Here is a 25,533-nt window from a genome sequence, read left to right as displayed (position 1 = left end):
CCGTGTCCCGGAAGGACGAGTTGATCACGGCACTGTCCGCCCGCACTGGCGCGTGCGCCGCCGGCGACCCCGGCCCGGTGCTGCATCCCGACGCCCTCGCCGAGGCCGGGGAACTGACCGACATCACCGGCGAGGACCGCATGCCGCTGGAGGTCGCGCACGTCCTGGGATGGCTGCACTGGAACCGCTTCCAATACCTGCCGTCCGGACCTGACCTGATCGACCTGCGGGCCGCGATCTTGCTCTTCACGCCACTGGTCGAGGTCGCACCGGACCGGGTACCGGAACCGATCCGCCGGCACCTGAGCGACGGTCCGGACCGGCCGGCGCAGATCGGTCTCGCCCTCCTGAACCAGGCCGTCCGTGACCCTCACCGGACCGCCGCGCTGGACGACGCCATCGCCCTGCTCAACGCGGCAGTCGACACCACACCACCGGAAGACCCGGAGCGGGGCGAGCGCCTGTCCCATCTCGGGGTCGCGCTGTGGACCCGGTTCGAACGCACCGGCCGGGCCGACGATCTGGTGGAGGCGATCAGCACCTCCCGCGCGGCAGTCGCGGCCACCCCACCCGGTGATCCCGGACGGGCACGCCGGCTCTCCAACCTGGCCGGCACCCTGAGCGGTCGGTTCGAACGGTTCGGCGACATCGCTGACCTGGACGAGGCGGTCACCATCGTGCGCGCGGCGGTCGACGCAAGCCCACCGGGAGACCCTGACCGTGGCGGGCACCTCAACAACCTCGGCAACGCACTGCGGACGCGTTTCGAGCGCTTCGCCGACCTCGCGGACATCGACGCGGCGATCACAGCCGCCCAGGAGGCGGTCGATGTCACCCCGCCGGAGGACCGGTACCGCCCGGCCTATCTCACCGGTCTGGGCCGATCGCTGCGCACCCGCTTCGAGCGGACCGGCGAAACGGCGGACCTGGCAGCGGCGATCGAGACCTACCGGGAGGCGGTCGAGACGGCGGACGCCCATGACCCGGGCCGGCCGGAGATGCTGGGCGCTCTCGGAGTCGGGCTGTCGACCCGGTTCGAGCGGTTCGGTGCCATCGCGGACCTGGACGAGGCGATCACCGTGATCCGCCAGGTCGTCACCATGAGCACGTCGGCCCCTCCCGGCGTCCTCTCCGACCTCGGGATCACCCTGCGGCTCCGGTTCGAGCATGCCGGTGACCCGGGCGACCTGGACGAGGCGATCACCGCGCTCCGCGCCGCGGTCGACGCCAGTGCCACGGATCATCCGTCCCGTGCGACGCGCCTGTCCAACCTGGGCGCCCTGCTGCGTCTCCGGTTCGAGCACACTGGGGATCCGGCTGACTCGGACGACGCCATCACCAACAACCGGGCAGCCGTCGCGGCGACGCCGATCGGCCACCCCGACCTAGCCGGGCTGCTCACCAACCTCGGTGTCGCGCTTCAGGCCCGGTTCTCGGCCGCAGCGGCGATCGCCGACCTCGACGGGGCGGTCACCGCCCACCGGGCCGCGGTCGAGGCCACCCCGGCGGGTGCCGCCGCCCGGCCGGCGTTGCTGTTCAACCTGGCCGGCGTACTGGAGGACCGCTACCACCGGACGGGCCGGTCCGCCGACCTGGACGAGGCGATCGCCGTCCACCGGGCGGCACTCGAGGTGACACCCGACGATCACCCGTCGCGCCTTCCGATGTTGCACGGCCTCGCCACCGCGCTGACCAGGCGCTGCCAGGCGACGCGGAGGCTAGCCGACGTGGATGCCGCGCTCATCGCGGCACGCCGCGCGGTCGCGGCGCATCCGGCCGGCCGATCCGGGGCTCTCTCCACCCTCGCCATCGCGCTGTCCATGCGGTTCCGGATCCTGGGCCTTCCCGATGATCTGGATGCCGCGATCACCGCCGCCCGGGAGGCGATCGATGTGCTACCGCTCGGCCACCCCGACCGGGCGATCGTAATGTCCAACCTCGGCGTCGAGCTGCGCACCCGGTTCGAGCGGACCGGCGACCAGGACGCGCTGGCCGAGGGAATCGCCGCGTGGTCGGAGGCGGCAGCCTCGCCCTCGGCCGCAGCATCCGTGCGGATCGGGGCAGCCGAAGCGTGGGCACGGACGGTCGGCGTGCGCGACGGGCCGGCGGCCGCGCTGGCCGCTCAAACGGCGGCGATTGATCTGTTGCCGCTGCTCATCGGCCGTGGCATCAGCCCAAACGACCAACGGTACCTGCTTGCCCGGCACGCCTCGACGCTGGCCCGGGACGCGGCCGCCTGCGCAGTCGACGCCGCCGACACACCGGCGACGGTGGAGTTGCTGGAGCGGGGCCGATCGGTCTACTGGTCCCGCCTGCTCGACACCCGCACCGACCTGACCGCTCTCCAGGAGGCGGCGCCCGGTCTTGCCGGACGGCTCACGAGATGTCGTACCGAACTGGAGAATCCGGGCCCGCCAAGCTCTTGATCGCCGCATTGCGCGTCCACGACGGCTCCGCCGAGGCAGGCCTCCCACGCCGTGGTCCGGTGCCGGGTCACCGATGGGGTGCCCATCACCTCATCCCAGGAACGCCGCGGCTGGTCCACCTCGTCGAGGTCAGTTGTCGAGGCCGGCGAGGACGTCGAGGAGGCGGTCCACCTCGTCGGCCGTGTTGTAGACGTGCAGGCTCACCCGTACCGATGAGGTCTTCTCGCCTTTGTGGGCCTGACAGTGACCGTCGGAGCGGACCATGAACCCCTCGGCGGCCAGGATGAATCCCAGGTCGTTGGAGCCGATGGCGTGATGGCGGAGGGTCACGATGCCGTGCCGCTGCTGCACCGGCGAGTCGGCGGCCAGGCTCCGCTGACAGCCCAGCACCTCGTAGGCGGGCAGTTTGCGCAGACCGTCGGTGAGCCGGGCGCCCAGCGCGACGGTCCAGCGGGCGATCCGGTCGAGGCCGGCCGCGTCCAGCCAGTCGAGGGCGGCGACCAGGGAGACGATGCCGCTGGTGTTGGGGGTGCCGCTCCAGCCGCCGGGGGTGAAGCGGGCGCCGCGCCGGTTGGCCGCCCAGAGCACACCGGTGCCGGGCAGCGCCATTGCCTTGTGGCCGGAGAAGACCACGAAGTCGGCGTCCATGGCGGCCACGTCGACCGGCAGGTGCCCGGCGCTCTGCGCGGCGTCCACGCAGATGACCGGGGACGGGCCGACGGCGGCCCGGAGGCGGGCCAGGTTCATGTCGCCGCCGTAGACGTGGTGCACGTGGGTGGTGGCGATGAACCGGGTTCGCGAATGGACCATCCCCGCCAGCGCTCGCGTGTCGTAGTCGTGTGCCGCGTCGTAGGGCATCTCCCGCACGGTGACCCGGATCCCCTGCCGGGCCAGCAGTTCCACCGCCTCCTGCCAGGGCATCGTGTTGGCGGTGTGGTCGGCGAACGGCACGATGATCTCGTCGCCGTCGCGCAGCTCCCCCACCAGCCAGTCGCGGGCGACCGTCCGCAGACCGTCGGTGGTGCCGCTCACGAAGTGCACCCCGGACCGCGACGGCGACGGGTCGCCGAGGAACGCCGACACCCGTTCACGGGCCTGGTCGATCAGGGCCGTGGTGCGGTTGGCCCACCGGTAGGTGCCCCGTCCGGCGTTGGCGTTCTCGCTGGTCAGATAGCCGGTGACGGCGTCCAGGACGGCCTGCGGTTTCTGGGCGGTGGCCGCGCTGTCCAGATAGACCTGCCCGGGGTCGGCGACGAGGATGGGGAACTGCTCCCGCAGGCCCTCCTGCCAGCACCGTAGTTCGTCGGGGAACATGGTCAGTCCCGCACCAGTTCCGCGCCGGCGTCACGCCAGGCGATCACCCCGCCGGACAGGGAGCGGGCGTCGGGGTGGCCCATCCGGGTGAGCAGGGCGGCGTACCGGGCCGACTTCTCCCCCACCGGGCAGACCAGCAGCACCGGGCGGCGGCGGCTGAACGGCAGCCCACCGCGCAGCATCTCCTCGAACAGGTCGTCGACGATGTTGACCGACCCGTCCAGGTGCAGGGCCCGGTACGCGAACGGGCTGCGCAGGTCCACGATCAGCGGCTGCTCCTCCTCGATCCACTCGACCGCCCCGGCCACGTCGACGGTCCGGGCGGCGGCCAGTTCGTCACCGGTGAGGGTGCGCACCGAGTGGGCGCGGGCCGGCTGCCGGAACAGCTCGGGACGCCGTTCCCGCAGGTAGCTCATGTAGCTCTCGACCCGGTCGCAGACGATGAACACCGCGGTACGCCGTTCGGTCAGCCCTTCGTCGACCCCGCGCAGGTAGCGGACCGCCCCCTGGTAGGCGCCGCCCCCGGTGGGCCCGGCCAGGGTGCCGCACCGGCGGACGAGGGTGAGCAGCCCGTCGATCGCCTCGTCCGAGCTGACCGCCTCGATCGTGTCGTACACCTCCGGGTCGAACAGGCCGACCTCGTGCACCTCGTCGATGTTGCGGATCCCCGGGATGAAGTCGGACTTCCCGGCGACCAGCCCGACCACTGTCACGTTCGGATCGTGGCGGCGCAGCACCCGGGCCACGCCGGTGGACGATCCGGCCGTGCCGACACAGGCGATGAAGTAGTCCGGCGCCCGACCGTCCAGATCGGCGATGATCTCCGGTCCGGTGCCGTGCAGGTGCGCCTGCACGTTGCGTGAGTTGAAGTACTGGTCGGTGTGCAGGTAGCCGCCACCGGCCGCCGACACGGTGTGGTACATCCGGGTCAGCGGATCGTCGGTGTCCGCCGGGTCCAGGCACTCGGACCGGCCGGGCAGCTCGTCGATCTGCGCGCCGAGCAGCAGCAACAGGTCCTTGACCTCGGGGATCCGCATCCGGTTGGTGACGCTGCGGAAGGTCAGCCCGTGCATGCCGGCGATCACCGCGAGGGCTTTGGCGGTGTTGCCGCTGGACAGCTCGACCACGGTGTCGCCACGGTCGGCCGCGTCGGCGAGGCGGTGGCGGACCATGTTCCACGCGGCCCGGTCCTTCACCGATCCGAACGGGTTGAACAGCTCCATCTTGGCGTACAGGTCGATGTTGCGCAGGCCGTGCACGGCCTCGGCGATGCGCACCAGCGGGGTGTCGCCGATGATCTCGGTGACGCTGTCGTACCTCACCCGGTCTCCTCCCGGCCCGTCACGGGCCAGTACCGCTCGTCCAGGCACCACCGCCAGTCGCCGCCGTGCCGCCAGGCGGCCACGGTCCGGGCGGTGGGCTGCATCAGCGCACTCCCGGCGCTGAAATCCATCAGGTAGCCGGCCGTGTTCGCGAACACCAGCAGGTCACCGGCGCGCGGCGGGCGCGGCAGGAGCACCCGCCGCCGGGTGATCAGGTCGGCTTCCAGGCACAGGTTGCCGGCCAGGAAGACCTCCACCGGGCCGTCGTCCGGCCGCGGCTCTCCGCGGGGCACGAGGATCGGATCCATCAGTACGCCGTGCGCCTCCAGACCGACGTCGTTGCTGTTCGCGGCCACCCGGACCAGGCCGTCGCGCACCTCCTCCACACGGGTGAGAACCGCGCCGCACTGGTCGAGCAGTGCCCGGCCTGGTTCGAGGTGCAGGTCGTACAGGTTGTCCAGGACCAGCGAGCCGAGCGGCCGGCGGTGCGCCGCCGACGCGGTGGCGAGAAGCCGGTCCAGATAGGCCGGTCCGGCCACCGCCCGGTACGCGGGGTACACCGCCAGGGCCCCGCGCAGCCGCCCGCCCTCGTTGCGCAGCCCGTAGCCGTGCCCGTCCCAGGTGATCGGCGGCCGCTGCCCGAGGACCGCGCCGGTCAACTGGGTGGTCCACGTCTCCCATTCCCGGCTGTCGGCCAGGTAGTTGACGCCGAACCCGCCGCCGACGTCGACCGCCCGCGGGCTCAGGCCGCGCCGCTGCGCCTCGGCCATCGCCTCCAGGCAGCCTTCCAGGGCTGCGGCCTTCTCCGGGAGCCCGTTGGTGTCCAGGTGGTAGGCGGCGCCGTGGAAGTCGAGCTGATCACGGTGTTTGTCCAACACCGTCCAGAGCGGATCAAGATCGGAGACCGGTACGCCGAAGCGGCTGGCCCGGCTCAGCACGGTGGTCCCGGTGGAGGCGAACCCGGACAGCCGGGCCATCACCCGTACCCGGGGCAGGCCGTGCGCCGCCACGATTCCGGCCAGCTCGGCCAGCTCCGGCACCGAGTCGGCGCCGACGGTCACCCCGGTGCGCGCGGCCAGCCACAGGAACTCCCGGCTCTTGGGCCCGGTCGCCATGATCCGGTCGGGGCCGATGCCGGCGCCGAGCGCGTGCTGCAACTCCCCCAGCGAGGCCACGTCGATCCCGGCGCCGGTGGTGGCCAGGGCCCGGACCAGGGCGCTGGACCGGTTCGCCTTGTGCGCGAAGTAGACGGTGCCGCCCAGGTCGTACGCCCGGAGGGTGATTTCGAAGTCTCGCACGTTGGCGGCGAGCCGGTCCGGCAGCACCAGGTTCAGCGGTGAGCCGAGGGTGTCGAGCATCCGGTGGAGGGTGTCGTGACTGTCGAGGATGGACCGCAGATCGCCGTCGACGCGCGGTTGGAGATATGGCGCCATCTACACTCCCGCCCGACCGCGCTTGGCGCCGGTCCATTCCAACGTAATCGATGAGCCGGGCTTGACGTAACCTGACGAACTCATAGTATAACGAAAATCGTTTTCAGTAAGCATCTTCCGGAGGACACGCGCCGACCGCTATGCTCGGCCGCACTCCTACATCAGCGATGAGCAGGAAAGATGGCGACCGTCACCCCGTTGTTCGGATTCTGGCCGCACGTCACCGGCACGGTGGCGCACCGTCTGCTGGCCGACCGGCCGTCGCGACTGATCACCTGGTCCACCCTCGACGACCTGCTGACGATCGCCGGCCGGCACAACGGCGACCTGCTCGTGGTGTTCCCGGAGACGTGGGAGCCGGACCGCCTGCGCCTCGACTGGGCCACCGCCGACCCACCACCGGGCGTGTCGCTCGGCCGGACCGTCACCGCGGTCGCCGCCGACCTGCTGCTCGACGCGCTGACCAACGAGACCGTCCTGCCCGAGGCCGGCGACGGCCGCGGCATCGGCGACATCGTGGCCCACCAGATCGAGCAGGCCGACACGATCGTCCTGGCCGACCTGCCCGGCGACGACCCGTGGGAGGCCGACCGGCTGCGCGTCCTGCTGCACCGGCTCGCCCCGTGGGCGGCCGTGCTCACCACCGCCGACACCCACCCACCCGCCGTGGCCCACCGTCCGGTCCCGCTCACCCCGGTCACCCGGGGCCTGCGCGGCCGCACGGTCGGCCTGCACGAGCCGCTACCCGTCAACGGCGTCGTCTCGTCCGTCTTCAAGGCCCGCCGCCCGTTCCACCCGGAACGCCTGCACGCGGCCCTCGACGACGTGATCGACCAGGTGCTGCGCTCCCGCGGCCACCTCTGGCTGGCCAGCCGCCCCGAGTTGGTGATGTCCTGGGAGTCGGCGGCCACCCCGCACCTGGCCCCGGCGAGCGTCTGGCTGGCCGGCCTCGGCGACGAGGCGTGGCAGACCGTCCACGCCGAACGCCGGATCGCCGCCGACCTGGACTGGGACCCCTACTACGGCGACCGCCACCACCACCTGGCGTTCATCGGCTTCGACCTGGACCCGGTCCGCCTGCACCGCACCCTGACCGCCTGCCTGCTCACCGACTCCGAACTCTCCCGCGGCGAGGCCGGGTGGCGCCGGCTGCCCGACCCGTTCCCGCACACCACCGGCGGGCTCACCGTGCGCGTGGATCCGCCGCCTCATCCAGTTTGAGCACGAAGCGGCGCCAGTCCTCCCGGCTGTCGGTGAAGCCGAGGCTCTCGTAGAACAGGTGCGCCGGATGCCGGTGACTGCTGCTGGTCACCTCCAGGAACAGGCAGCCGGCCGCCCGCGCCCGCTCCTCGGCCGCCCGGATCAGCAGCCGCCCTACCCCGCGGCCACGGCTGGCCTCGTCGACGACCAGCGCCGCGAGCCGCCCGAACTTGCCGGTGACCTCGAGCAGCGGGGTGACGTGCAGCGCCGCCACGCCGACCAGGACGCCGTCGTCGTCGGCGCCGAGCAGCGCGCCGGCCCGGTCGCCGAGCCAGTAGTCGAGGCGATGGCGGACGTCACGCTCGGTCGACGGGAACCCGAGCTGCTCGAGGAGCACGGCGAGGCGGGCCACGTCGCCCTGATGGATCGGCCGGATGTGCATGACCAAGACCATAGGGCGGTGTTCGCTGAGATCAAGTGGGTATGAGGTGTCCGACCGTATTCGCCCCGACAGAGGAGTTGAACAGATGAGTGCCGTCACCGACCCGGCCACCGTCGCGGAGTGCCTGCGTGTGGGCACGGGCTTCTCCCAGGGTGACCGGAACTGGCTGGTCGAGCAGTTCAGCACCCTGGACGCCCGGCTCGCCGGGTTCCACGCCGACGCCACCGAGCTGGAGATCATGGTGAAGGACCGGGGCGCCCGCGGCCAGAAGGTCACCCTGGAGTGCTGGCTCAGCGGGGGCGAGAAGGTCGTCACCACGTCTTCCGAGGAAGACCTGCACGCGGCCGTCATGGACGTCCGCGACGATCTCCGGCGGCGTATCGACGGCGTCAAGACCAGGAACGAGCCGCGCCACAACCGGAATCTGCGGGAGGTGCCCCAGCCCGTCGTGGCCGAGGAGTGACACGTTCACCTGGCGGATGACCGCCGCTCACCCGGAGTCCACCGGCGGCGGCCACCGTTGGCACCATGTTCGCCACCACGGCGCTGCGTACTCCGTTGCGTCACTACGGGCTCAGCCTGGGCCATCTCACCGAGCAGGCAGCCGGGCTCTGGATCCGCTCGCTGGGCCTGCCGGATTCCGCGCAGGCCTGCGTGCACCGCGAGGATCTGCCGTTCCCGCACTTCACGATCAGCGTCGCGCTGCCCGCCGGGACGGGCCTGCCGCTCATCACGGTGGGTGCGGCCTTCGCCGAGGCGGCGGGTCGCGCGTGTGCCGCGCACGCCTCCGGCCGGTCCGGCCGGGCGGTCCATTTCCGCGGGTGCGCGCTCGCTCCGGGCCTGCTCACGGTGGGTGATCTGCAAGAGAGGACCGATATCGTACGGGTGACCGCCGGCGATCTGCCCGCCCAGCCGGACGACCTGCTCGACACCACCCGCCGCCCGACCCCGCACTGGATCGACGGCGAGTTGACGCTGCGCACCGACCGCCGCCCCGACGGGGTGCTGGTTCCCGCACCGCGGTTCGGCTGGTGACCGTCCCGCTACCGTGACGGTATGCGTGAAACGCCGGTAGAACTGATCGAGCTCCAGGCCCTTCTCGACGCCTCGCTGTCCCGCTCCACCGACCACCTCCAGTCGATCTTCACGGATCGTACGGTGACGGCGGAGCAGCTCACCGGCGTCCTGACCGGCATGTGCACGCTCGCCCTGTCCACCGTGACGGCCAAGGGCGAGCCGCGGATCAGCGGGGCAGACGGCCACTTCCTGCACGGCCGGTGGATCTTCGGCACCGCCCGGACCGCAGCGAAGGCCCGTCATCTCGCCGCCCGCCCGGCCGCCAGCGTCGCCCACCTGCGCGGCGAGGATCTGGGCGTCTTCACCCACGGCACGGTCGAGACCCTGAACCCGCTGGGCGGCGCCCCGGCCGACGACTGGCCGGAGCTGCTCGCCTACTTCCAGGACTTCTACGGCGCGGACGCGTTCGACTGGGAGCTGGAGGTGGTCTACTACCGCCTCCACCCGCACTGGATGACCGTCTACGCCCCCGACATCATGAAGCTCACCGCTACTTCGTGAAGACCAGCTCCAGCAGCGCCGGGCCGGCCACGCGCAGGGTGGCGCCGCCGTCGATCGGCTCGACGAGCGCCCGTTTGCAGCCGTCCTTCTCCACCGAGACGGAACCGCCCCGGGTCAGCTGGAGGAGGGCGAAGCCGCTGGCCGGGGTGGTGCAGGCGGGCGCCGGCGCGGACGCGACCAGTTCCTTGCGGATGGCGGCCCACGCGCTGTCGTCCATCAGGCCGCCGGAGCGGAAGTCGCCGGCCGGTTTGTCGCCGCCCCGCTCCTTCTCCGGCACGAAGTAGACGCAGCGCCGGACCTCGGTGGCGGCCGGCAGCGACTCGACGTCCACCTCACGGACGTTGTCGAACGTCCCGTACGCCCAGGTCATGTCCCCGTACGTCTGGGAGCAGCCGGCCTTCGCCGCGGCGTCGGACTCGATCTCGCTGACCACCCTGCTGGAGACCTCGGTGGTCTTCAGCTTCTCGAAGACGTCGCGGAACTCCCGGCGGGGTTTGCCGCAGTCGTCGATCGGGACGCCCGGCCGCACCCACCGGCCCTGCGCGTCGAGCAGCACGAGCCAGGGCACGGCCGGCAGGTCGGCGGTGCACGCCTCGGCCTGGGTGTCGACGTCGGGCAGCCGCAGGGCCGGCAGCAGCGCGCCGAGGTCGCCGGCCGTCGACTCGAACTCGACGTAGTCGCTGCCTCCGGACGGCCGCTCCTTGACGCCTGAGCCGCAGATGACGGCGCTGACCGGCTGGAACGAGTCGTCCAGCAGCGGCATGGTGAGGGCCTCCTGCGCCCCGTCGACGCCGGTCGCGTCCTCCGGCCGGTGCTTGTCGCAGGACTCCCACCGGTCGTTGACGGTGAGGGTGCCGATCCGGTCCGCCAACACGAGGTCGTTGTCGCCCACGGTTTCGCCGGGCCGGGCGCAGCCGCCCACGAGAAGGGTGAGCATCGCGATCGTCGCGACTGTCGCTCGAACGGGCATCCGGGTCCTCCAGCATCGGCGGTTTCTGTGTTCCGCCGGTGTGACGTGCCCGGATGCCCGCCGGTTCCGCTAGCGCAGCGAGTCGACGTCGATCACGAACCGGTAGCGCACGTCGGACGTCAGCACCCGCTCGTACGCCTCGTTGACCCGGTCGGCGTCGATCAGCTCGATCTCCGGGGCGATGCCGTGCCCGGCGCAGAAGTCGAGCATCTCCTGGGTCTCGGCGATGCCGCCGATGCTCGATCCGGCGAACGAGCGCCGGTTGCTGAACAGCGTGAACACCTTCACCGGCAGCGCCTCGGGCGGCGCGCCGACGTTGACCATGGTGCCGTCCAGGCGCAGCAGCCGCAGGTAGGCGTTGACGTCGATGGGCGCGCTGACCGTGTTGACGATCAGGTCGAAGGTGTTCGCGAGCGCCTCGAACGTGGCCGGGTCGCTCGTCGCGTGGTAGTGCTCGGCCCCGAACCGCAGCCCGTCGTCCTTCTTGCCGAGGGTCTGCGACAGCACGGTGACCTCGGCGCCCATGGCGACGGCGATCTTGACAGCCATGTGCCCGAGGCCGCCCATGCCGACCACGGCCACCTTCTTGCCGGGCCCGGCCTTCCAGTGGGCCAGCGGCGAGTAGGTGGTGATGCCGGCGCAGAGCAGCGGGGCGGCGGCCTCGTGCGGGATGGCCTCCGGCACGCGCAGGACGAAGTCCTCGTCGACGACGATGTGGGTGGAGTAGCCGCCCTGGGTGACGGTGCCGTCCCGGTCGGTCGACGCGTACGTCCCGACGTTGCCGTTCAGGCAGTACTGCTCCTGGCCGGCCCGGCAGTTGGCGCACTCCCGGCAGGAGTTGACCATGCAGCCGACCCCGACCCGGTCGCCGACCCGGTGCCTGGTGACCTCGGCGCCGACCTTCGTCACGTGGCCGACGATCTCGTGGCCGACCGTGAGCGGGTACGGCACCTCGCCCCACTCACCGCGGACGGTGTGGATGTCGGAGTGGCAGATGCCGGCGTAGCTGATCTCGATGAGGACATCGCGGGGTCCGGGGTCGCGCCGCTCGACGGTGGTGCGCACGAGCGGTTCGGTGGCCGACGGAGCCGCGATGGCATTGACGGTGAAGATGGTGTCCTCCGAGGTGGTGATGTCTCTCCGTACCGAAGATCTTGCCTGGGAAACCGCGGGGGCGACCACTCCGGAGGGGTGTACTGACAGGGCATCCTCCACCCGCGGTGCCAATTTGGCACCGATGTTGTGCCATAAGGTCTTGCGCATGTGCCATCGCAGTGCCACAGTAATGCCATGGACTTGACCACGTATGTGAACAACCTCGGGCGCGAGTTCGCCGCGCTCGCCGAGGCCGGCGGCGAGGAGGCGCGTGCGCTGGTCGAGCGCCTGACCGGCCCGCTGGAGTCGGCGATCCGGATGACGCTGCTGGAGACACTGACCGCCGCCGCCGACGAGATCACCCGCGACCTGGCGCCCGGCTCGGTGGAGCTGCGCCTGCGCGGCCGCGACCCGGACTTCGTGGTGGCGCTGCCCCCCGCGGAGCCGGTGGCACCGGCCGGTGCCACCGCCGACACCAAGGCCGACCCGCAGTTCGCCGAGGACGGCCCGGCCACCCGCCTCAACGTGCGGATGCCCGAGCAGCTCAAGGCCGCGATCGAGGAGGCCGCCGCCCGCGAGGGCCGCTCGGCCAACGCCTGGCTGGTCCGGGCCGCGGCCACCGCCCTCCAGCAGTCCGAGCCCGCCCGGCCCGCCGAGCCGTCGATCCCCGGCCCGCCCGGCAGGAAGACCTTCAGCGGCTGGGTCCGCTGACCCACCGCACCACCCTCACACCCGTCCCCACCTGCGGCGACGGTCCACGTACCGATGATGTGGAGACCACCATGCCAAAATTCGGCACCCCCGGCCCGATCACCCTCGACCTCGACCTCGGCGGCGCCGACGTCCAGATCACCGCCACCGACCGGACCGACACCCTGGTCGAGGTCCGCCCCCGCAACGCCTCCGACGAGTCCGACACGAAGGCCGCCGAGCAGGTCCGGATCGACCACACCGACGGCACCCTGCGGATCACCGGCCCGAAGTACCGCCCGCTCGAGTTCTCCCGCCGGTCCAAGGCGGTCGACGTGACCGTCGAACTGCCCAGCGGTTCGACCGTCTCCGCCGAGGTGCAGATCGGCAACTACCGGTCGGCCGGCCGGCTCGGGGACAGCCGGTTCAAGACCTCCGCCGGGCACGTTTCCGTGGAACACGCCGCCGGCCTGCGCGTCACCACGGCCGCCGGGCACGTCACGGTCGGCCGCGTCACCGGTCACGCCGACATCTCCAGCGGCAGCGGGCGGGTCCGGGTCGGCGAGGTCGACGGCGACGCGGCGGTCAAGAACAGCAACGGCGACACCACGATCGACGCGGCCGGCGGTGACGTACGGGTCCGGTCGGCCAACGGCGCCATCACCGTCGGGCGGGCCGGCGCCGGAGTCGACGCGAAGACGTCCAACGGCGAGATCCGGCTCGGCGAGGTGGTCCGCGGCTCGATCACGATCGGCACCTCCCTCGGGGACCTCGACATCGGCATCGCCGAGGGCACCGCCGCCTGGGTGTCCGTCGACACCGCCTTCGGGCGGGTGTCCAACCAGCTCGCGAACACCACCGGCCCGGGCAGCGGCGACGAGACCGTCGAGATCCGCGGCCGCACCTCGTACGGCGACATCACCATCCACCGCGCGTGACACTCCCCGAAAGGACCACCATGACCTCCGCGATCACCGTGACCGGGCTCCGCAAGTCGTTCGGCGACCAGGTGGTGCTCGACAACCTCGACCTGACCGTGGCCCGCGGGACGGTGTACTCCCTGCTCGGCGCGAACGGCGCCGGCAAGACCACCACCGTCAAGATCCTCTCCACGCTGCTGCGCCCGGACGCCGGTGACGTCCGGGTCGCCGGGCACGACGTCACCCGCGACGCCGACGCGGTCCGCGCCGCGATCGGCGTCACCGGCCAGTTCTCCGCGGTCGACAACCTGCTCACCGGCGAGGAGAACCTCCGGCTGATGGCCGACCTGCACCACCTCGGCCGGCGCGACGGCCGGCGGAAGGCCGCCGGCCTGCTGGAGCAGTTCGGCCTCACCGACGCCGGCGGCAAGGCGGTGTCCACCTACTCCGGCGGCATGCGGCGGCGGCTCGACCTGGCGATGACCCTGGTCGGCAGCCCGCAGGTGATCTTCCTGGACGAGCCGACCACCGGCCTCGACCCGCGCAGCCGCCGGGACATGTGGCAGATCGTCCGGGACCTGGTCGCCGGCGGCGTCACCATCTTCCTCACCACCCAGTACCTGGAGGAGGCCGACGAGCTCGCCGACCGGATCGCCGTCCTGGCCGGCGGCAAGCTGGTCGCCGAGGGCACCGCCGACGAGCTGAAACGGCGCATCCCCGGCGGGCACATCCGCCTCCGGTTCGCCGAGCAGCGGGGCCACGACAAGGCCGTCCGGGTGCTGGGCCAGACCGCCCCGGACGGCGACGCGCTCGCCCTGCGGGTGCCCAGCGACGGCAGCGTCCGCTCGCTGAAAGCCCTGATCGACCAGCTGGAGGCGCAGTCCCTCGAGGTCGACGAGCTGTCCGTGCACACCCCCGACCTCGACGACGTCTTCCTCGCCCTCACCGACGACAAGGTGGCCATCGCATGAGCACCCCGACCCTCACCGCCGCCCCGGCGCTGCGTTTCCACCCGCTGCGCGACTCGACCACGATGCTGCGCCGCAACCTCAAGCGCATGCTGCGATACCCGTCGATGACCGTCCTGCTCATCGGCATGCCGGTCATCTTCCTGCTGCTGTTCGTCTACGTCTTCGGCGGCACGATGGGCGCCGGTCTCGGCGGGTCCCCGGCCGACGGGCGCGCCGCCTACGCCAACTACCTGACCCCCGGCATCCTGCTGATGACCGTGATGTCCACCGTGCAGGGCACCGCCATCGCGATCGCCATGGACATGACCGAGGGCATCATCACCCGGTTCCGGACCATGCACATCGCCCGTGTCTCGGTGCTGACCGGGCACGTCATCGGCAGCCTCATCCAGGCGATGCTGGCGGTCTCCGTGGTGACCGGCGTGGCCCTGCTGGTCGGCTTCGACCCCGCGGCCGACCTGCTCGGATGGCTGGCCACCGCCGGTTTCGTCGCGGTCGTGGCGTTCGCCTTCATCTGGCTGGCCGTCGCCCTCGGCCAGGCCAGCGGCACGGTCGAGACGGCCAGCAACGCACCCATGCCGCTGATCCTGCTGCCGTTCCTGAGCAGCGGCTTCGTACCCACCGAGTCACTTCCCACCGGCATCCGCTGGTTCGCCGAGTACCAGCCCTTCACCCCCATCATCGAGACCATGCGCGCCCTGCTCGGCGGCAACCCGCCCGGCAACGACCTGTGGATCGCGCTCGGCTGGTGCGCGGCCATCGCCCTGGGCGGCTACCTCTGGTCCAAGCGTCTGTTCAATCGCGAATCCAAACTCTGAACCGGTTTATCGGCGCGGGCGCCCGGGAAGTACCCGGGCGCCCGCCGCAGATTCCTGACAGACCGAGGGAGCGATCCGGATGACCGTCCTCGCCGACACCGCCGTCCACGACGAGGCCGCCACCAGCACCGACCGTGCCAGTGAGCTGATCAGCGCGATGGCGGCCCTGCCCGCCGGCCACCCGTCCCGGCCCGCCCTGCGGGACCGCGCCATCGAGGCCTGGCTGCCGCTGGCCCGGCACCTGGCCAACCGTTACGCGAACCGCGGCGAACCCCGCGACGACCTCCACCAGGTCGCCATGGTCGGTCTGATCAAGGCGGTGGACCGCTTCGAGGCCGACCGGGGCGTCGACTTCAGCGGCTACGCGATCCCCACCATCGTGGGCGAGCTGAAGCGCCACTTCCGGGACCGCACCTGGTCGGTGCGGGTGCCCCGCCGCCTCCAGGAGCTGCGCCTGGCCATCACGGCCGCCAACAGCACACTGAGCAACACCCTGGGCCGCTCTCCCACGGTCGCCGACATCGCCGCCTACCTGGACATCAGCGAGGACGAGGTGGTCGAAGGCCTGGAGGGCGCCCGCGCCTACAACTCGACCAGTCTGTCCACCCCGGTCGCCGAGACCGGCACCGAACTCGGCGACACCCTGGGCGGCGAGGACGCCGGCTACGAGGCCGCCGAGCTGCGCGTCGCCCTCGGCCCGGCACTGTCCAGCCTGGACGAGCGGGAGCGGAAGATCGTCACGCTGCGCTTCTACGGCAATCTCACCCAACAGCAGATCGCCGACCGGATCGGCATCTCCCAGATGCACGTCTCCCGGCTCCTGGCCAGGGCGCTGGTCAAGCTGCGCGGTCAACTCGAGGCCATCGCCTGACTTTTCCGGTACGCGCAAACCCCGCCCCGCCCTTTCCGGACCGTTCCGCCGGCCCACGCGATCTCGCTGCCCACTCCCGCCCGTGCCGCCCCGCCGGGCTCAGATCGGTGGTGGGGCTGTCCCCCGTACAAAACGGGGAGTTCACGCCAGTGAATGCGGGATCCCGGCGGCCGAGACTCGGCGTATGACCATTCGAAGTGCTACCGCTGTCCGGCCCGCCGCCGTCGATCTCGCCTTCTGGCTGTGGCTGGGGGCTCTCGGGGCCGGCCTCGCCGAGACGCTGCTGCGCTGGGAGGAGGCCGGCCCGGGTGGCATCGCCGTACGGACCGGCCTCTACGCCGTACTCGCCCTCGTGATGGTCCGGATGCGGGACGGCCGCAACTGGGCCCGGCTCACCCTCGCCGTCGGGCTCGGGGTGCTCGGCACGCTGTCGCTGATCGCCGAACCGATCGGCTGGCTGCTCGACGGCAACGACCTGGGCGCGGCCATCGGGCGGGCCGACCTCACCGCCCTGCTCGTGGCGGCCTCCCGGGTGCTGCATCTGCTGTGTGTGCTGGCCGCGACCCCGCTGATGTTCACCGGGCCGGCGGGCGACTATTTCCGGACGACCCGGGTCACCACCCAGTGATGCTTGCCGATCTGCCGGGTTCGGGTGAAGCCCTGCCCCTCGAACAGGGCCACCGTGGCGTTGTAGAGAAACGACGACGACGGGGTACGGCCGTCGGTGTCCTCCGGATAGCTCTCCACAGTGCCGCCACCGAGCCGGGCGATCTCATCCAGCGCACCCGCCAGCGCGGCCTCGGCCACCCCGCGGCGACGGTACTTCTTGTGCACGTAGAAGCAGGTGATCCGCCAGTCCGGCAACACGCTCAGACCCACCTCGTACGCCCGGCGGTGTTTGATCCGTGGCAGCTCGCCGGTGGGCCCGAACTGGCACCAGCCGACGCAGAGGTCGCCGTCGTACACGAGCGCCGCATGCGCGTCTCCGGCCGCGACCCGCCGCTGCTTGTCCTCGCGGTTCTGCTGCGGAGTCCGATCCCGGCCGACGCCCTCGGAGTGGAAGCCCATGCACCAGCAGCCGCCCCAGACGCCGTTCTGATCCTCGACAAGGGCAGCAAAATCCGGCCAGGTCGCCGGGTCGAGAGCTCGCACCGTGAATCCGGACACAGCCGGCAGGCTATGACCACGCCGGCGGATCACACAAGTCTTCGGAGGACGTACCGAAGCCTTTCGTGTCGCTCCTTTTGTGGTACGCGTGTCCTCGCCCCGCCTTCTCAGGGCCGTCCCGTCCGCTCGGCGCGATCTCGCAACCCACTCCGGCCTGTGCCGCCCCCGCCGGGCTGAGATCGGTTGGACACCCCTGCATGTTGCTGCCGCTCACTCCGGGCGGGTGGTCGCGGTCGCGCCCCCCAGGCAACCGGCGTACCACTCCCAGCCGTCACGCCACTCACGCCAAGCGAGCCGTTACGGTCACGCTCCCCAGGCAACCGGGGCGCCACTCCCGGCCGTCACGCCACTCACGCCAAGCGAGCCGTTACGGTCACGCTCCCCAGGCAACCGGGGCGCCACTCCCGGCCGTCACGCCACTCACGCCAAGCGAGCCGTTGCGGTCGCGCTCCCCAGGCAACCGGGGCGCCACTCCCGGCCGTCACGCCACTCACGCCAAGCGAGCCGTTGCGGTCGCGCTCCCCAGGCAACCGGGGCGCTACTCTCGGCCGTCACGCCGCTCGCGCCAGGCGGGTGGTGGCGCTTGATGCCGGTCGCGCCACGGAACCCGCCGGAAGTCACTCACCGTGACCGCGATCTTGGGTGCGTGAGGGTGCGTGGTGCATCCGTGCTGTTCTGGAGTCTCTTTCTCGGTTGTCGCCGGGTGGATGCCAAGTCGCCTCTTTGCGTGTTTCCTGCCTTCGCCGCGAGATTCGGCCGGTCACCGTCGGCCGCGCGAGTCATCCGCAGGCATCGATGTAGATCTTGGGTGATCGTCACCGAACGTGCGATCTTGCGCCATTGTGGCCATCCGGGAGTCTTCTTCTTGGTCGCCACGGCCGAATCCGCAATCCCTCGACAGCAGGACGCGCCACCCGGAGCGATCTTGAACGATTTACCACCCTAGGCGGTGGCAAATCGTTCAAGATCGCACAACAGTGGCGGGCAAAGCGGGCGAAACGGGCGCCGGTTTCCGGCGAAAGCCCCATTTCCGCCTAGCGCGGCGGACGGCGCCCCCCATTCGGCGATTCGCCCGACCGGGCGCTTGACGTAGAACCGCGAACGCCCAAGAAGGAGACATCCCGGATGTATCCGATTGCCCAAGGTCTTCCAGCGGAAATGGATCATGGGCGATGGTTGGCCGCTGGACAACAGCCAGGAATCAAGATCGGCCCGACAGCCGCCATCGCCCAAGATCGCCGGTGAGTCGGGATGACGCCGCAGCCATCCGAATGCGCCACTCGACATCGCGGCCACCCACAACCGAGAAACAGGCTCTCTTACTACCTCTATCCTCCACAAAGGCTGGTGAACGGGGTCCCTCGCTCATGCGGAGTGCCGGCCAGCCGGGCTATCGGCGGTGAGCGCACACGAACGCCGCCACGTGTGCGGCCACCGCCGCGATAGGCCACGTAGGCGACCACGACACCGCCACCGCGCGCGCCCACCCTCGCGAAAGCGCGACCACCCACACCGGGCGACCGGCGTAACGGCCGAAAGCAGGCAACCCCGATGCCTGGGAAGCAAAACCGCGACCACCCACCCAGACGGAGCGGAGTGACGGCCGGGACCAGGCAACCCCGATGCCTGGGAAGCAAGACCGCGACCACCCGCCCAGCGCGACCAAAGCAGATGGGTGGTGACGGTCACCGATCTACGCCCGGCGGGCGCGGCACAGGCCGGAGCGGGCAGCAAGCGCGCGCTGACCGGACGGGACGGCCCTGAGAAAACGGGACGAGGACACGCGTACCGGAAAGGCAGAGACATCTAGCGGAGCGGGACGCGCTCCGCCACGGTGTCGTCGAGCCGGGTGCCGCGGGTTTCCGCCGCGTAGCCGGCGACCGCGAGCGCGGCCAGCAGGAACGCCGCCGCGAAGACGGTCAGCGCGACCGTCAGGGAGAGGGCCAGCAGGGCGCCGCCGGCCAGCGGGGCGGTGACCGCGCCGATGCGGGCGAAGCCGCTCGCCGCGCCGAGCCCGGAGGCGCGAAGCTGGGTCGGATAACGCTCCGGGGTGTACGCGTAGAGCGCGGCCCATGCGCCGAGGGTGAAGAAGTTCATCAGGCCTGCGGAGATCAGCACCATGGCCGACGTGCCGGCCACCGCCCAGCCGAACGTGGCGACGGCGGCCGCGGCCAGATAGCCGGTGAGCACCGGTTTCCGGCCGACCCGTTCGACCAGCCAGGCCGCCGACAGGTAGCCGGGCAGCTGGGCGAGCGCCAGGAAGAACACGTACTGGTAGCTGCGCAGGAACCCGAACTCGTCGGCGAAGATCTTTGGCAGCCAGGCGAAGATGCCGTAGTAGCCGAAACCGATCAGCAGCCACACCGCCCACAGCAGCAGGGTGGTCCGGCCGAGCGCGCCGCGCAGCAGGTCGCCCGGGCCGGCCGTGCCCTGGCCGGCGGGCAGTGTCAGTGGCCTGGCCGGTGGCGTGACCCCGTTGATCCGCGCCACTTCGGCCACCAGCGTGGACGCTCCGGCCACGTCGCCGCGGGCGAGCAGGTAGCGGGCCGACTCGGGTACCCGCAGCCGGGCCCACAGCACCAGCAGCGCGGCGGCCGCCGAGGTGGCCAGAAGCCAGCGCCAGCCCACCGTCGGCATGATGATCAGGGCGAGCGCGGCCGCGGCCACCGTGCCGACCGCCCACCAGCTTTCCAGCAGTACCAGCCAGCGGCCGCGGTCGCGGGTCGGCAGGTATTCGGTGAACAGTGCGAAGTCGAGCGGCATCGCCCCGCCGAGCCCGAATCCGGTCAGTGCCCGCAGGACCGCGAGCCAGACCGGGCCGGGCGCGAACGCGGACGCCACCCCGAACACCGCGAAGATCGCGATGGTGAGCTGGAAGCCGAGGCGCCGGCCGACCCGGTCCGCCATGATCCCCCAGAACCAGGCGCCGGCCAGCATCCCGGCGAAGGTGGACGCCACCACGAGCCCGGCCTGCCCGGAGGTGAGGCCGAACTCCTCGGTCACGCCGGGCAGCGCGAACGACAGCAGCAGGATCTCGGCGGCGTCGGCGGCCCAGGTGATTCCGCACAGCAGGAAGAGCCGCCGCTGGAATCTGCCGAACCCGACCCGGTCGATCGCGTCCTGAATGTGCACGCCGGTTCACGCTACCCGCGCTTCCCGACCGCATGACCGATTTCGGCCGGTTCCCTACCCTCGGTGGTCTCGACGCGGGCGATGAGCAGCTTCAGCCGCCCGATCTCCTCGGCGAGCGCCGTCCGCCCGGCCGCGGTGAGGGTGATCCAGGTCCGCCCGCGCTTGCCTTCGTAGCCCTTCTCGACCTCGATGAGGCCGGCCGTCTCCAGGACGCCGAGGTGCTGGGACAGGTTTCCCGCGGTCAACTGCAACTGGCCACGCAGGTAGCCGAACTCGACCCGCCGCGCCTCGTGGGCGATGGTCAGGATGCCGAGGCGGACCCGCTGGTGCACCACGTCGTCCAGGCCGGTGACCGGGTGGGCCGGCTCGGTCTCGGCGGTCATCGCCGCCGGGCCAGCGCGAATCCGGCCGCGCCGAGCAGCAGCACCAGACCGCTGATGACCTGCTGCGGCAGGAACTCGGCCCGTACGCTTTGATGCGCCTGCCAGCCGAAGTCGATCGGCACCAGGACCACGGCCAGGTAGCCGAGGGTGAACAGCAGCAGCCCGGTGTTGCGCTCCAGCCGGGCCAGCACCAGCAGCGCGACGCCGATGATGCCCCACGGCGCGACCAGCCGGTCCAGGACCATCCACCCGTACGGCAGCGGCTCGGTGGGTGGCGGGTTGTCGGCGAGGTACATCCGGACGGCCACCCAGGCCGCGAGGAAGACGAGGATCAGGCCGGCGCCGGTGATCGCATACGGCAGGACACGGGCGTCCACCCCGCGGGACCGGGCGATCCGCCGGTAGGCGTAGGCGATCGCCGCATACGCCACCAGCAGTGCGGGCGGCCAGTAATACAGCACGCCGTCGCGGGAGAACTCGCACTCGCCGGTGGGCGCGCAGTCCACCTTCATGCCGAACCAGTCGAACGGGATCGCCGCGAACGTCACGACGGCCAGCACCAGCAGTGCGACCCAGGTCACCCGCTGATCGCGCCGGACCCGGTGGGCGAGGTCGTGCACCTCGGACAGCAGCCGGCGGGGGTCGCCGGGCACCGCATCAGTTGTCATGCCAACAGGTTTCCATCACAAACCAATTTGCACAAGTGCAACCCTCAACTCCGGGGGTGCGGGGACCGAAAGACATCAGAGTCCGCCACGCGAAGGAGTCACAGGCTGATGCGCTCGGTGCCGACGATCGACCTCACCATCGGTGCACTGCTGGAGGAACGGCGCGTACGGTCGGTGTTCCAGCCGATCGTCGACCTGTCCACCCGTACCGTCATGGGGTTGGAAGCCCTCGCCCGCGGGCCTGCCGGAACCACCCTGGAATTCCCGGACCGGCTCTTCGCCGCGGCCAGCGAAGCGGGACGGCTCGGCGAGCTGGACATGCTCTGCTTCGAACGCGCCATGGAAAGCGTGCTGGTGGCGCCGGTCGCCCCGCCGCTGCTGTTCGCCAACAGCGAGCCCGGCGTCATGGACCGGCCGCGGTCACCCTGGCTGATGGACCTGTTCGCGGCCCGGCCTCCGTTCCGGACGATCCTCGAATACACCGAGCGCGCCCTGCCGACCGTCCCCGGCAGCATGCTCCGCTTGGCCAGAACGGTCCAGGTCGACGGAAACGGCATCGCCCTGGACGACGTCGGGGTGGACCCGATGTCACTGGCGTTCCTGCCGATCCTCGAACCCGAGGTGATCAAGATCGACATGAGCGTGATCCGCGACCCGGACACCGAGCACTCCCGGACCGTCGCCGCCGTGGTGCGGACCGAGGCCGCGCGGACCGGCGCCGTGGTGATCGCCGAGGGCATCGAGACCGAGGAGCACCTGGCCACGGCCCTGCGGCTCGGGGCGCGCTGGGGGCAGGGCTGGCTGTTCGGCCGGCCCGGGCCGATCGAGAACGTGCGGCACTTCGACCCGGCGGGGGCCGAGATGCTGCGCGGGTCACGGCCGGGATTCCACCAGCCGATGGGTACGCCGTTCGAGGTCGCGACGCGGAGCCGGCCGGCCCGGCAGCGGGTTCCCGGGGACGTCGAGGCGGGGCTCATCCGGCTGCGGGAGACCGCGATCGATCACGACTGCGCGGTCGTCGTGGTGTCCCACCCGGGGCTCGCCGGGCTCCTCCAGGGGCTCGCCGCGCCGGGACGGGCGGTGGTGCTGCTCGATCAGCCGGTCGGCGGCGAGTTCGTGGCGGCGGTGGTCGGGCCGGGCTTCGGGTACGCGATGTGCGCCCGCGACAGCGCCATGGTGACCGTGGACGACCTGCCCACGGCCGCCGCGGTCAGCCGGGTGCTGCTGTCGCACACCGCCTAGCCCTTACGGACGATCCAGGTACTCGCCGCCGTGAACCCCGGGGTGCCGTCGGTCTCGTCGATGCCCAGCTCGCCGTCGGGCCGGTAGTGGATCACCCGGGCCGGATAGTTGTCCGAGCGCAGCGTCACCCGGCCGTCGTCGCCGGTGAGCGGGCACCAGGTGGCGTCGGCCCGGAAGATCGCGCTGCCGTCCGGCGCCGCCAGCTTGATCCGGAAGGCGTAGTGGCGCAGGTAGCGGCCATCGGCGGCACGCAGTGAGACGCAGTCGGGGTTGGACATTCCCCCGACCACGGTGAAGGCGGTCCGCCGGGTCCTGGTCTGCGCCAGTGTGGCCAGTTCGGGGCCGGACGCCAGGAAACGGCCCGGGGTGGCGACCAGTTCCAGGGAATGGGTGCCGGTCAGTGTCACCGGGGCCGCGGTTCTGCTCGGTGTGCTCGGTGTGGACTCCGTGCTCGGCGTGCTCACCGCGGCGGGCGTGCTCACCACGGCAGGCGTGCTCGCCATGCCGGGCAGGATCACCACGCCGGCGGTCAGGGTGGCCACCGCCGCCACTGACACCGTCGCCGTCTTGACCGTCACCGGCACCGTCGCCGCCTTGGCCGCCACCGATGTCTTGGCCGCCGTCGTCGTCTTGGTCGCCGCTGCGGTTTTGGCCACCGCCGCGGTTTTGGCCGCGGCTGCTGTTTTGGCCGCGGCTGCTGTTTTGGCGAGGCGGCTCAGCGCCGCACCGGCCAGAGCGGCCGGCACGGCGACGAGAGCCAGGTCTCCCAACAGGCGGTCAACCGGGATCCGGTCACCCTCGGCCCGCGTGCAGACCCCACATCCGCGTACGTGTCGCGCGAGCCGTTTACGCCACAGCGACGACGGCTCCCCGTCCCAGCCGTCCGCCGCCCGGGTCAGCCCGGCACAGACCCGCTCGGCGGAGAGCGCGGCCACGACAGCCCGCGCGTTCTCCAGTTGCTCCCGCATCCGGTGGACGCGGACGCCGGCGTGGGTGAGGTTGACCCCGAGTGCGTCGGCGGTCTCCTGCCGGGTGATCCGCCCGGCCAGTTCCTGCCACCACAGGGCGAAGAGGCCGCGGTCATCGGGATCCAGCCACCGGCCGGCCCGCGCGACCTCCCGCCGCTGATCGTGCAGGCCCAGCCGCAGGACGGCCAGTTCCTCGAAACCGCCGGACTCCGGAAGATCCGCCGCGTCGTCGAGCGGCACGGCCCGTACCGCCTCCCGGTCCCGGCGGCCACGATGCGCGCTGATCTCGCGCATCGTGATGACCAGCAGCCAGGACCGGAACCTGTCCGGATCCCGGAGGGAGCCCAGATCCCGGACGACGTCCAGCAGCACCTGCTGGACGACGTCGTCGGTGTCCGCGTGCCGATAGAGCGCACTGCCCACGACGTTGTAGACGAGTGGCAGAAACGCCCTGATCAGCTCTTCCAGTGCCCGCTGATCACCCGCGCGGGCCGCGCTGACGAGGCGTCGGCAGGTCTCATCAGCGATCATCTTCATCCCGTCACAGGGTGGGCACCACCGGCATGATCATGCCGTCGGCGCCGAAACGCAACGGGTCGATCGTGACCTCGCGGTTGGTGCCGTCCCCGGCCGGGATCGCGAACCGGTGGTAGGCGATGTACCAGGTGTCGGTGCCGGGCGCCTGCACGATCGAATGATGCCCGGGCCCCTTGATGCCCAGATTCAGGTCCTTCGACAGGATCGTGCCGCGATGCGTCCACGGACCGAGCGGTGACGTGCTGGTGGCGTACTCGACGTGGTAGTTCTCCGAGCGCGTGTCGTCCACCGAGTAGGTCATGTGGTAGACGCCGTTGCGCTTGACGACGAACGGCGCCTCACGGAAGTTCGGCAACCCGAAGGTGGTCACCCTGGCCGAGTCGAACGAGATCATGTCGGCATTCAGGGGTACGGCGTACGCGTACCCGTTTCCCCAGTACAGATAGGACTGGCCGTCATCGTCGGTGAACACCGCCGGGTCGATCATCTGCCCGCTGCGGAACCCGGCCGCGATCAGCGGCTTGCCCAGCGCGTCGGTGAACGGCCCGGCCGGGCTGGTCGAGGTGGCCACGCCGATGTTGGTGTCGCCGCAGAAGTAGAGGTAGTAGCGGCCGTTGCGGTAGGCCACGGTCGGCGCCCACGCCCGCCCGCTCGACCAGTCGACCTGGGTGGCCAGATCCAGGACGGTGCCGTGATCGGTCCAGTTCACCAGGTCGGTGGAGGAGAACGCCTTGAACCGGGTGCCGCTCCAGCCGGCGTACCCGTCGGTGGTCGGGTAGATGTAGTAGCGGCCGTTCAGGTAGGCGATGTTCGGGTCGCCGTACAGGCCCTTGATCACCGGGCTGCGGCGGCCGGCCACCCACGGGGTGGTGACGCGGAACGAGCTGTCGGCCGCGAACGTGCCGGGGTTGGTGGTGGAGGGGTCGATCCACAACTGGTTGTCACGGTGCCGCAGGAACCGTCCCGGGTAGTTCGACGACTCCAGCCGAACCGAACCGCTGACCGACCCGTCCCGTACGCAGAAGGTGGCGTCGGCCAGGAACGTGGCCGTGCCCGCGTTGGTCTCCAGGCGGACCCGGAAGTCGCGGTGGCGCAGCCACATGCCGTTGGCCGCCTGGAACGAGACGCAGCCGGCGCCGCCGGCCAGACCCGGCGTCACGGTGAAGGTGGCGTCGCTCTTGGCCTGGGCCGTGCTGCTCGAGGTGACCGCGGCGACGCTGCCGAGATAGTCGCTGTGCCGGATGTACCGGCCGGTCAGGTTGACCGACTCCAGCGACCGGGCGCCGGTCGGGATCTCGGCGGCCGCCGCCGGGCCGGCGGCGACGGCCACGACCATCGACGAGCCCAGGAGTACGGTCGCCGCGCGGGCGAGATTGCGCATGGTTG

At 71.3% G+C, this 25,533-nt stretch carries 24 protein-coding genes; 12 read left to right on the top strand and 12 right to left on the bottom strand.

The genetic code is table 11. The annotated features are described in order from the left end of the window. Positions 1 to 2: 2 nt before the first annotated feature. Positions 3 to 2,426, top strand: coding sequence for a tetratricopeptide repeat protein (locus BJ964_RS27535; protein WP_188123384.1), 2,424 nt, complete (start codon positions 3 to 5; stop codon positions 2,424 to 2,426). A 129-nt stretch (positions 2,427 to 2,555) separates the two neighbouring features. Here BJ964_RS27535 and BJ964_RS27530 read toward each other — a convergent pair whose 3' ends face one another. Genes BJ964_RS27530 through BJ964_RS27520 form a run of 3 tightly spaced genes read right to left on the bottom strand, consistent with a single transcriptional unit; the run spans position 2,556 to position 6,495 of the window. Further along, positions 2,556 to 3,740, bottom strand: coding sequence for an aminotransferase class V-fold PLP-dependent enzyme (locus BJ964_RS27530; RefSeq protein WP_188123383.1), 1,185 nt, complete (start codon positions 3,738 to 3,740; stop codon positions 2,556 to 2,558). 2 nt (positions 3,741 to 3,742) lie between these two features. Continuing rightward, positions 3,743 to 5,062: a pyridoxal-phosphate dependent enzyme gene (locus tag BJ964_RS27525; RefSeq protein ID WP_188123382.1), complete on the bottom strand. Its 1,320-nt coding sequence runs from the start codon at positions 5,060 to 5,062 to the stop codon at positions 3,743 to 3,745. Beyond that, positions 5,059 to 6,495: a type III PLP-dependent enzyme domain-containing protein gene (locus BJ964_RS27520; protein WP_188123381.1), complete on the bottom strand. Its 1,437-nt coding sequence runs from the start codon at positions 6,493 to 6,495 to the stop codon at positions 5,059 to 5,061. The genes BJ964_RS27525 and BJ964_RS27520 overlap by 4 nt, the downstream gene beginning before the upstream one ends. A 180-nt stretch (positions 6,496 to 6,675) precedes the next feature. On the opposite strand from BJ964_RS27520, the gene BJ964_RS27515 reads away from it, so the two are divergent. After that, positions 6,676 to 7,716, top strand: a complete 1,041-nt coding sequence (locus BJ964_RS27515) for a GTP-binding protein (RefSeq protein WP_188123380.1) — start codon at positions 6,676 to 6,678, stop codon at positions 7,714 to 7,716. On the opposite strand, the gene BJ964_RS27510 is transcribed toward BJ964_RS27515, so the two are convergent. Further along, the gene (locus tag BJ964_RS27510; protein ID WP_188123379.1) at positions 7,679 to 8,137 is read right to left on the bottom strand and encodes a GNAT family N-acetyltransferase; all 459 of its coding nucleotides are present in this window, start codon (positions 8,135 to 8,137) and stop codon (positions 7,679 to 7,681) included. The two genes, BJ964_RS27515 and BJ964_RS27510, sit on opposite strands and share 38 nt — an antisense overlap. An 85-nt stretch (positions 8,138 to 8,222) precedes the next feature. Here BJ964_RS27510 and BJ964_RS27505 point away from each other — a divergent pair, with 85 nt between their 5' ends. The 3 genes from BJ964_RS27505 (at position 8,223) to BJ964_RS27495 (ending at position 9,715) form a co-directional block, all read left to right on the top strand. Next, a complete protein-coding gene (locus BJ964_RS27505) occupies positions 8,223 to 8,600 on the top strand; it encodes an HPF/RaiA family ribosome-associated protein (protein WP_188123378.1) in 378 nt (125 codons plus the stop codon). 65 nt (positions 8,601 to 8,665) lie between these two features. Beyond that, positions 8,666 to 9,172 (top strand): hypothetical protein, encoded by a 507-nt coding sequence (locus tag BJ964_RS27500; RefSeq protein WP_188123377.1) that lies wholly within the window; start codon positions 8,666 to 8,668, stop codon positions 9,170 to 9,172. Positions 9,173 to 9,193: 21 nt separating this feature from the next. Next, complete coding sequence (locus tag BJ964_RS27495) at positions 9,194 to 9,715, top strand: pyridoxamine 5'-phosphate oxidase family protein (RefSeq protein ID WP_188123376.1); 522 nt, start codon at positions 9,194 to 9,196, stop codon at positions 9,713 to 9,715. On the opposite strand, the gene BJ964_RS27490 is transcribed toward BJ964_RS27495, so the two are convergent. Together BJ964_RS27490 and BJ964_RS27485 are read right to left on the bottom strand one after the other, a co-directional pair. Next, positions 9,705 to 10,685: a hypothetical protein gene (locus tag BJ964_RS27490; protein WP_188123375.1), complete on the bottom strand. Its 981-nt coding sequence runs from the start codon at positions 10,683 to 10,685 to the stop codon at positions 9,705 to 9,707. The genes BJ964_RS27495 and BJ964_RS27490 overlap by 11 nt on opposite strands. 69 nt (positions 10,686 to 10,754) lie before the next feature. Then, positions 10,755 to 11,798, bottom strand: coding sequence for an NAD(P)-dependent alcohol dehydrogenase (locus BJ964_RS27485; RefSeq protein WP_188127195.1), 1,044 nt, complete (start codon positions 11,796 to 11,798; stop codon positions 10,755 to 10,757). Between the two features lie 177 nt (positions 11,799 to 11,975). Between BJ964_RS27485 and BJ964_RS27480 the strand changes: the two genes are divergently transcribed. From BJ964_RS27480 to BJ964_RS27455, 6 genes are all read left to right on the top strand, one after another. Further along, the gene (locus BJ964_RS27480; RefSeq protein WP_188123374.1) at positions 11,976 to 12,491 is read left to right on the top strand and encodes a ribbon-helix-helix protein, CopG family; all 516 of its coding nucleotides are present in this window, start codon (positions 11,976 to 11,978) and stop codon (positions 12,489 to 12,491) included. 71 nt (positions 12,492 to 12,562) lie between these two features. Then, positions 12,563 to 13,408 (top strand): DUF4097 family beta strand repeat-containing protein, encoded by an 846-nt coding sequence (locus BJ964_RS27475; RefSeq protein ID WP_188123373.1) that lies wholly within the window; start codon positions 12,563 to 12,565, stop codon positions 13,406 to 13,408. 20 nt (positions 13,409 to 13,428) lie between these two features. Beyond that, positions 13,429 to 14,361: an ATP-binding cassette domain-containing protein gene (locus BJ964_RS27470; protein WP_188123372.1), complete on the top strand. Its 933-nt coding sequence runs from the start codon at positions 13,429 to 13,431 to the stop codon at positions 14,359 to 14,361. Next, positions 14,358 to 15,179 carry an ABC transporter permease gene (locus BJ964_RS27465; protein ID WP_188123371.1) on the top strand — a complete coding sequence of 274 codons (822 nt, stop codon included), beginning with the start codon at positions 14,358 to 14,360 and terminating at the stop codon, positions 15,177 to 15,179. Before BJ964_RS27470 ends, BJ964_RS27465 begins: the two co-directional genes overlap by 4 nt. A gap of 79 nt (positions 15,180 to 15,258) precedes the next feature. Next, entirely contained in the window at positions 15,259 to 16,050 is a 792-nt protein-coding gene (locus BJ964_RS27460) for an RNA polymerase sigma factor SigF (RefSeq protein WP_188123370.1), read from the top strand. Positions 16,051 to 16,234: 184 nt separating this feature from the next. Next, a complete protein-coding gene (locus BJ964_RS27455) occupies positions 16,235 to 16,678 on the top strand; it encodes a hypothetical protein (RefSeq protein WP_188123369.1) in 444 nt (147 codons plus the stop codon). Here the strand turns inward: BJ964_RS27455 and BJ964_RS27450 are convergent. The 4 genes from BJ964_RS27450 to BJ964_RS27435 all read right to left on the bottom strand — a co-directional run bounded on the left by BJ964_RS27450 (position 16,645) and on the right by BJ964_RS27435 (position 21,400). Continuing rightward, the gene (locus tag BJ964_RS27450) at positions 16,645 to 17,217 is read right to left on the bottom strand and encodes a GNAT family N-acetyltransferase (protein ID WP_188123368.1); all 573 of its coding nucleotides are present in this window, start codon (positions 17,215 to 17,217) and stop codon (positions 16,645 to 16,647) included. The two genes, BJ964_RS27455 and BJ964_RS27450, sit on opposite strands and share 34 nt — an antisense overlap. 1,806 nt (positions 17,218 to 19,023) lie before the next feature. Further along, on the bottom strand, positions 19,024 to 20,349 hold the full coding sequence (locus tag BJ964_RS27445; RefSeq protein WP_188123367.1) for an MFS transporter: 1,326 nt from the start codon (positions 20,347 to 20,349) through the stop codon (positions 19,024 to 19,026). Positions 20,350 to 20,360: 11 nt separating this feature from the next. Continuing rightward, positions 20,361 to 20,732 (bottom strand): transcriptional regulator, encoded by a 372-nt coding sequence (locus BJ964_RS27440; RefSeq protein WP_188123366.1) that lies wholly within the window; start codon positions 20,730 to 20,732, stop codon positions 20,361 to 20,363. Then, a complete protein-coding gene (locus BJ964_RS27435; RefSeq protein ID WP_188123365.1) occupies positions 20,729 to 21,400 on the bottom strand; it encodes a hypothetical protein in 672 nt (223 codons plus the stop codon). The genes BJ964_RS27440 and BJ964_RS27435 overlap by 4 nt, the downstream gene beginning before the upstream one ends. A 108-nt stretch (positions 21,401 to 21,508) precedes the next feature. Between BJ964_RS27435 and BJ964_RS27430 the strand changes: the two genes are divergently transcribed. Then, on the top strand, positions 21,509 to 22,642 hold the full coding sequence (locus tag BJ964_RS27430; protein ID WP_188123364.1) for an EAL domain-containing protein: 1,134 nt from the start codon (positions 21,509 to 21,511) through the stop codon (positions 22,640 to 22,642). On the opposite strand, the gene BJ964_RS27425 is transcribed toward BJ964_RS27430, so the two are convergent. Continuing rightward, positions 22,639 to 24,147 carry a sigma-70 family RNA polymerase sigma factor gene (locus tag BJ964_RS27425; protein ID WP_203832827.1) on the bottom strand — a complete coding sequence of 503 codons (1,509 nt, stop codon included), beginning with the start codon at positions 24,145 to 24,147 and terminating at the stop codon, positions 22,639 to 22,641. The two genes, BJ964_RS27430 and BJ964_RS27425, sit on opposite strands and share 4 nt — an antisense overlap. A gap of 4 nt (positions 24,148 to 24,151) precedes the next feature. Beyond that, positions 24,152 to 25,528, bottom strand: a complete 1,377-nt coding sequence (locus tag BJ964_RS27420) for a family 43 glycosylhydrolase (RefSeq protein ID WP_188123363.1) — start codon at positions 25,526 to 25,528, stop codon at positions 24,152 to 24,154. Positions 25,529 to 25,533 lie beyond the last annotated feature (5 nt).

Origin of the sequence: Actinoplanes lobatus (assembly GCF_014205215.1) — a bacterium.
GTDB classification, from domain to species: domain Bacteria; phylum Actinomycetota; class Actinomycetes; order Mycobacteriales; family Micromonosporaceae; genus Actinoplanes; species Actinoplanes lobatus.
Note: the sequence above shows the minus strand (reverse complement) of the source record. Positions and strands in the feature narration are given on the sequence as shown.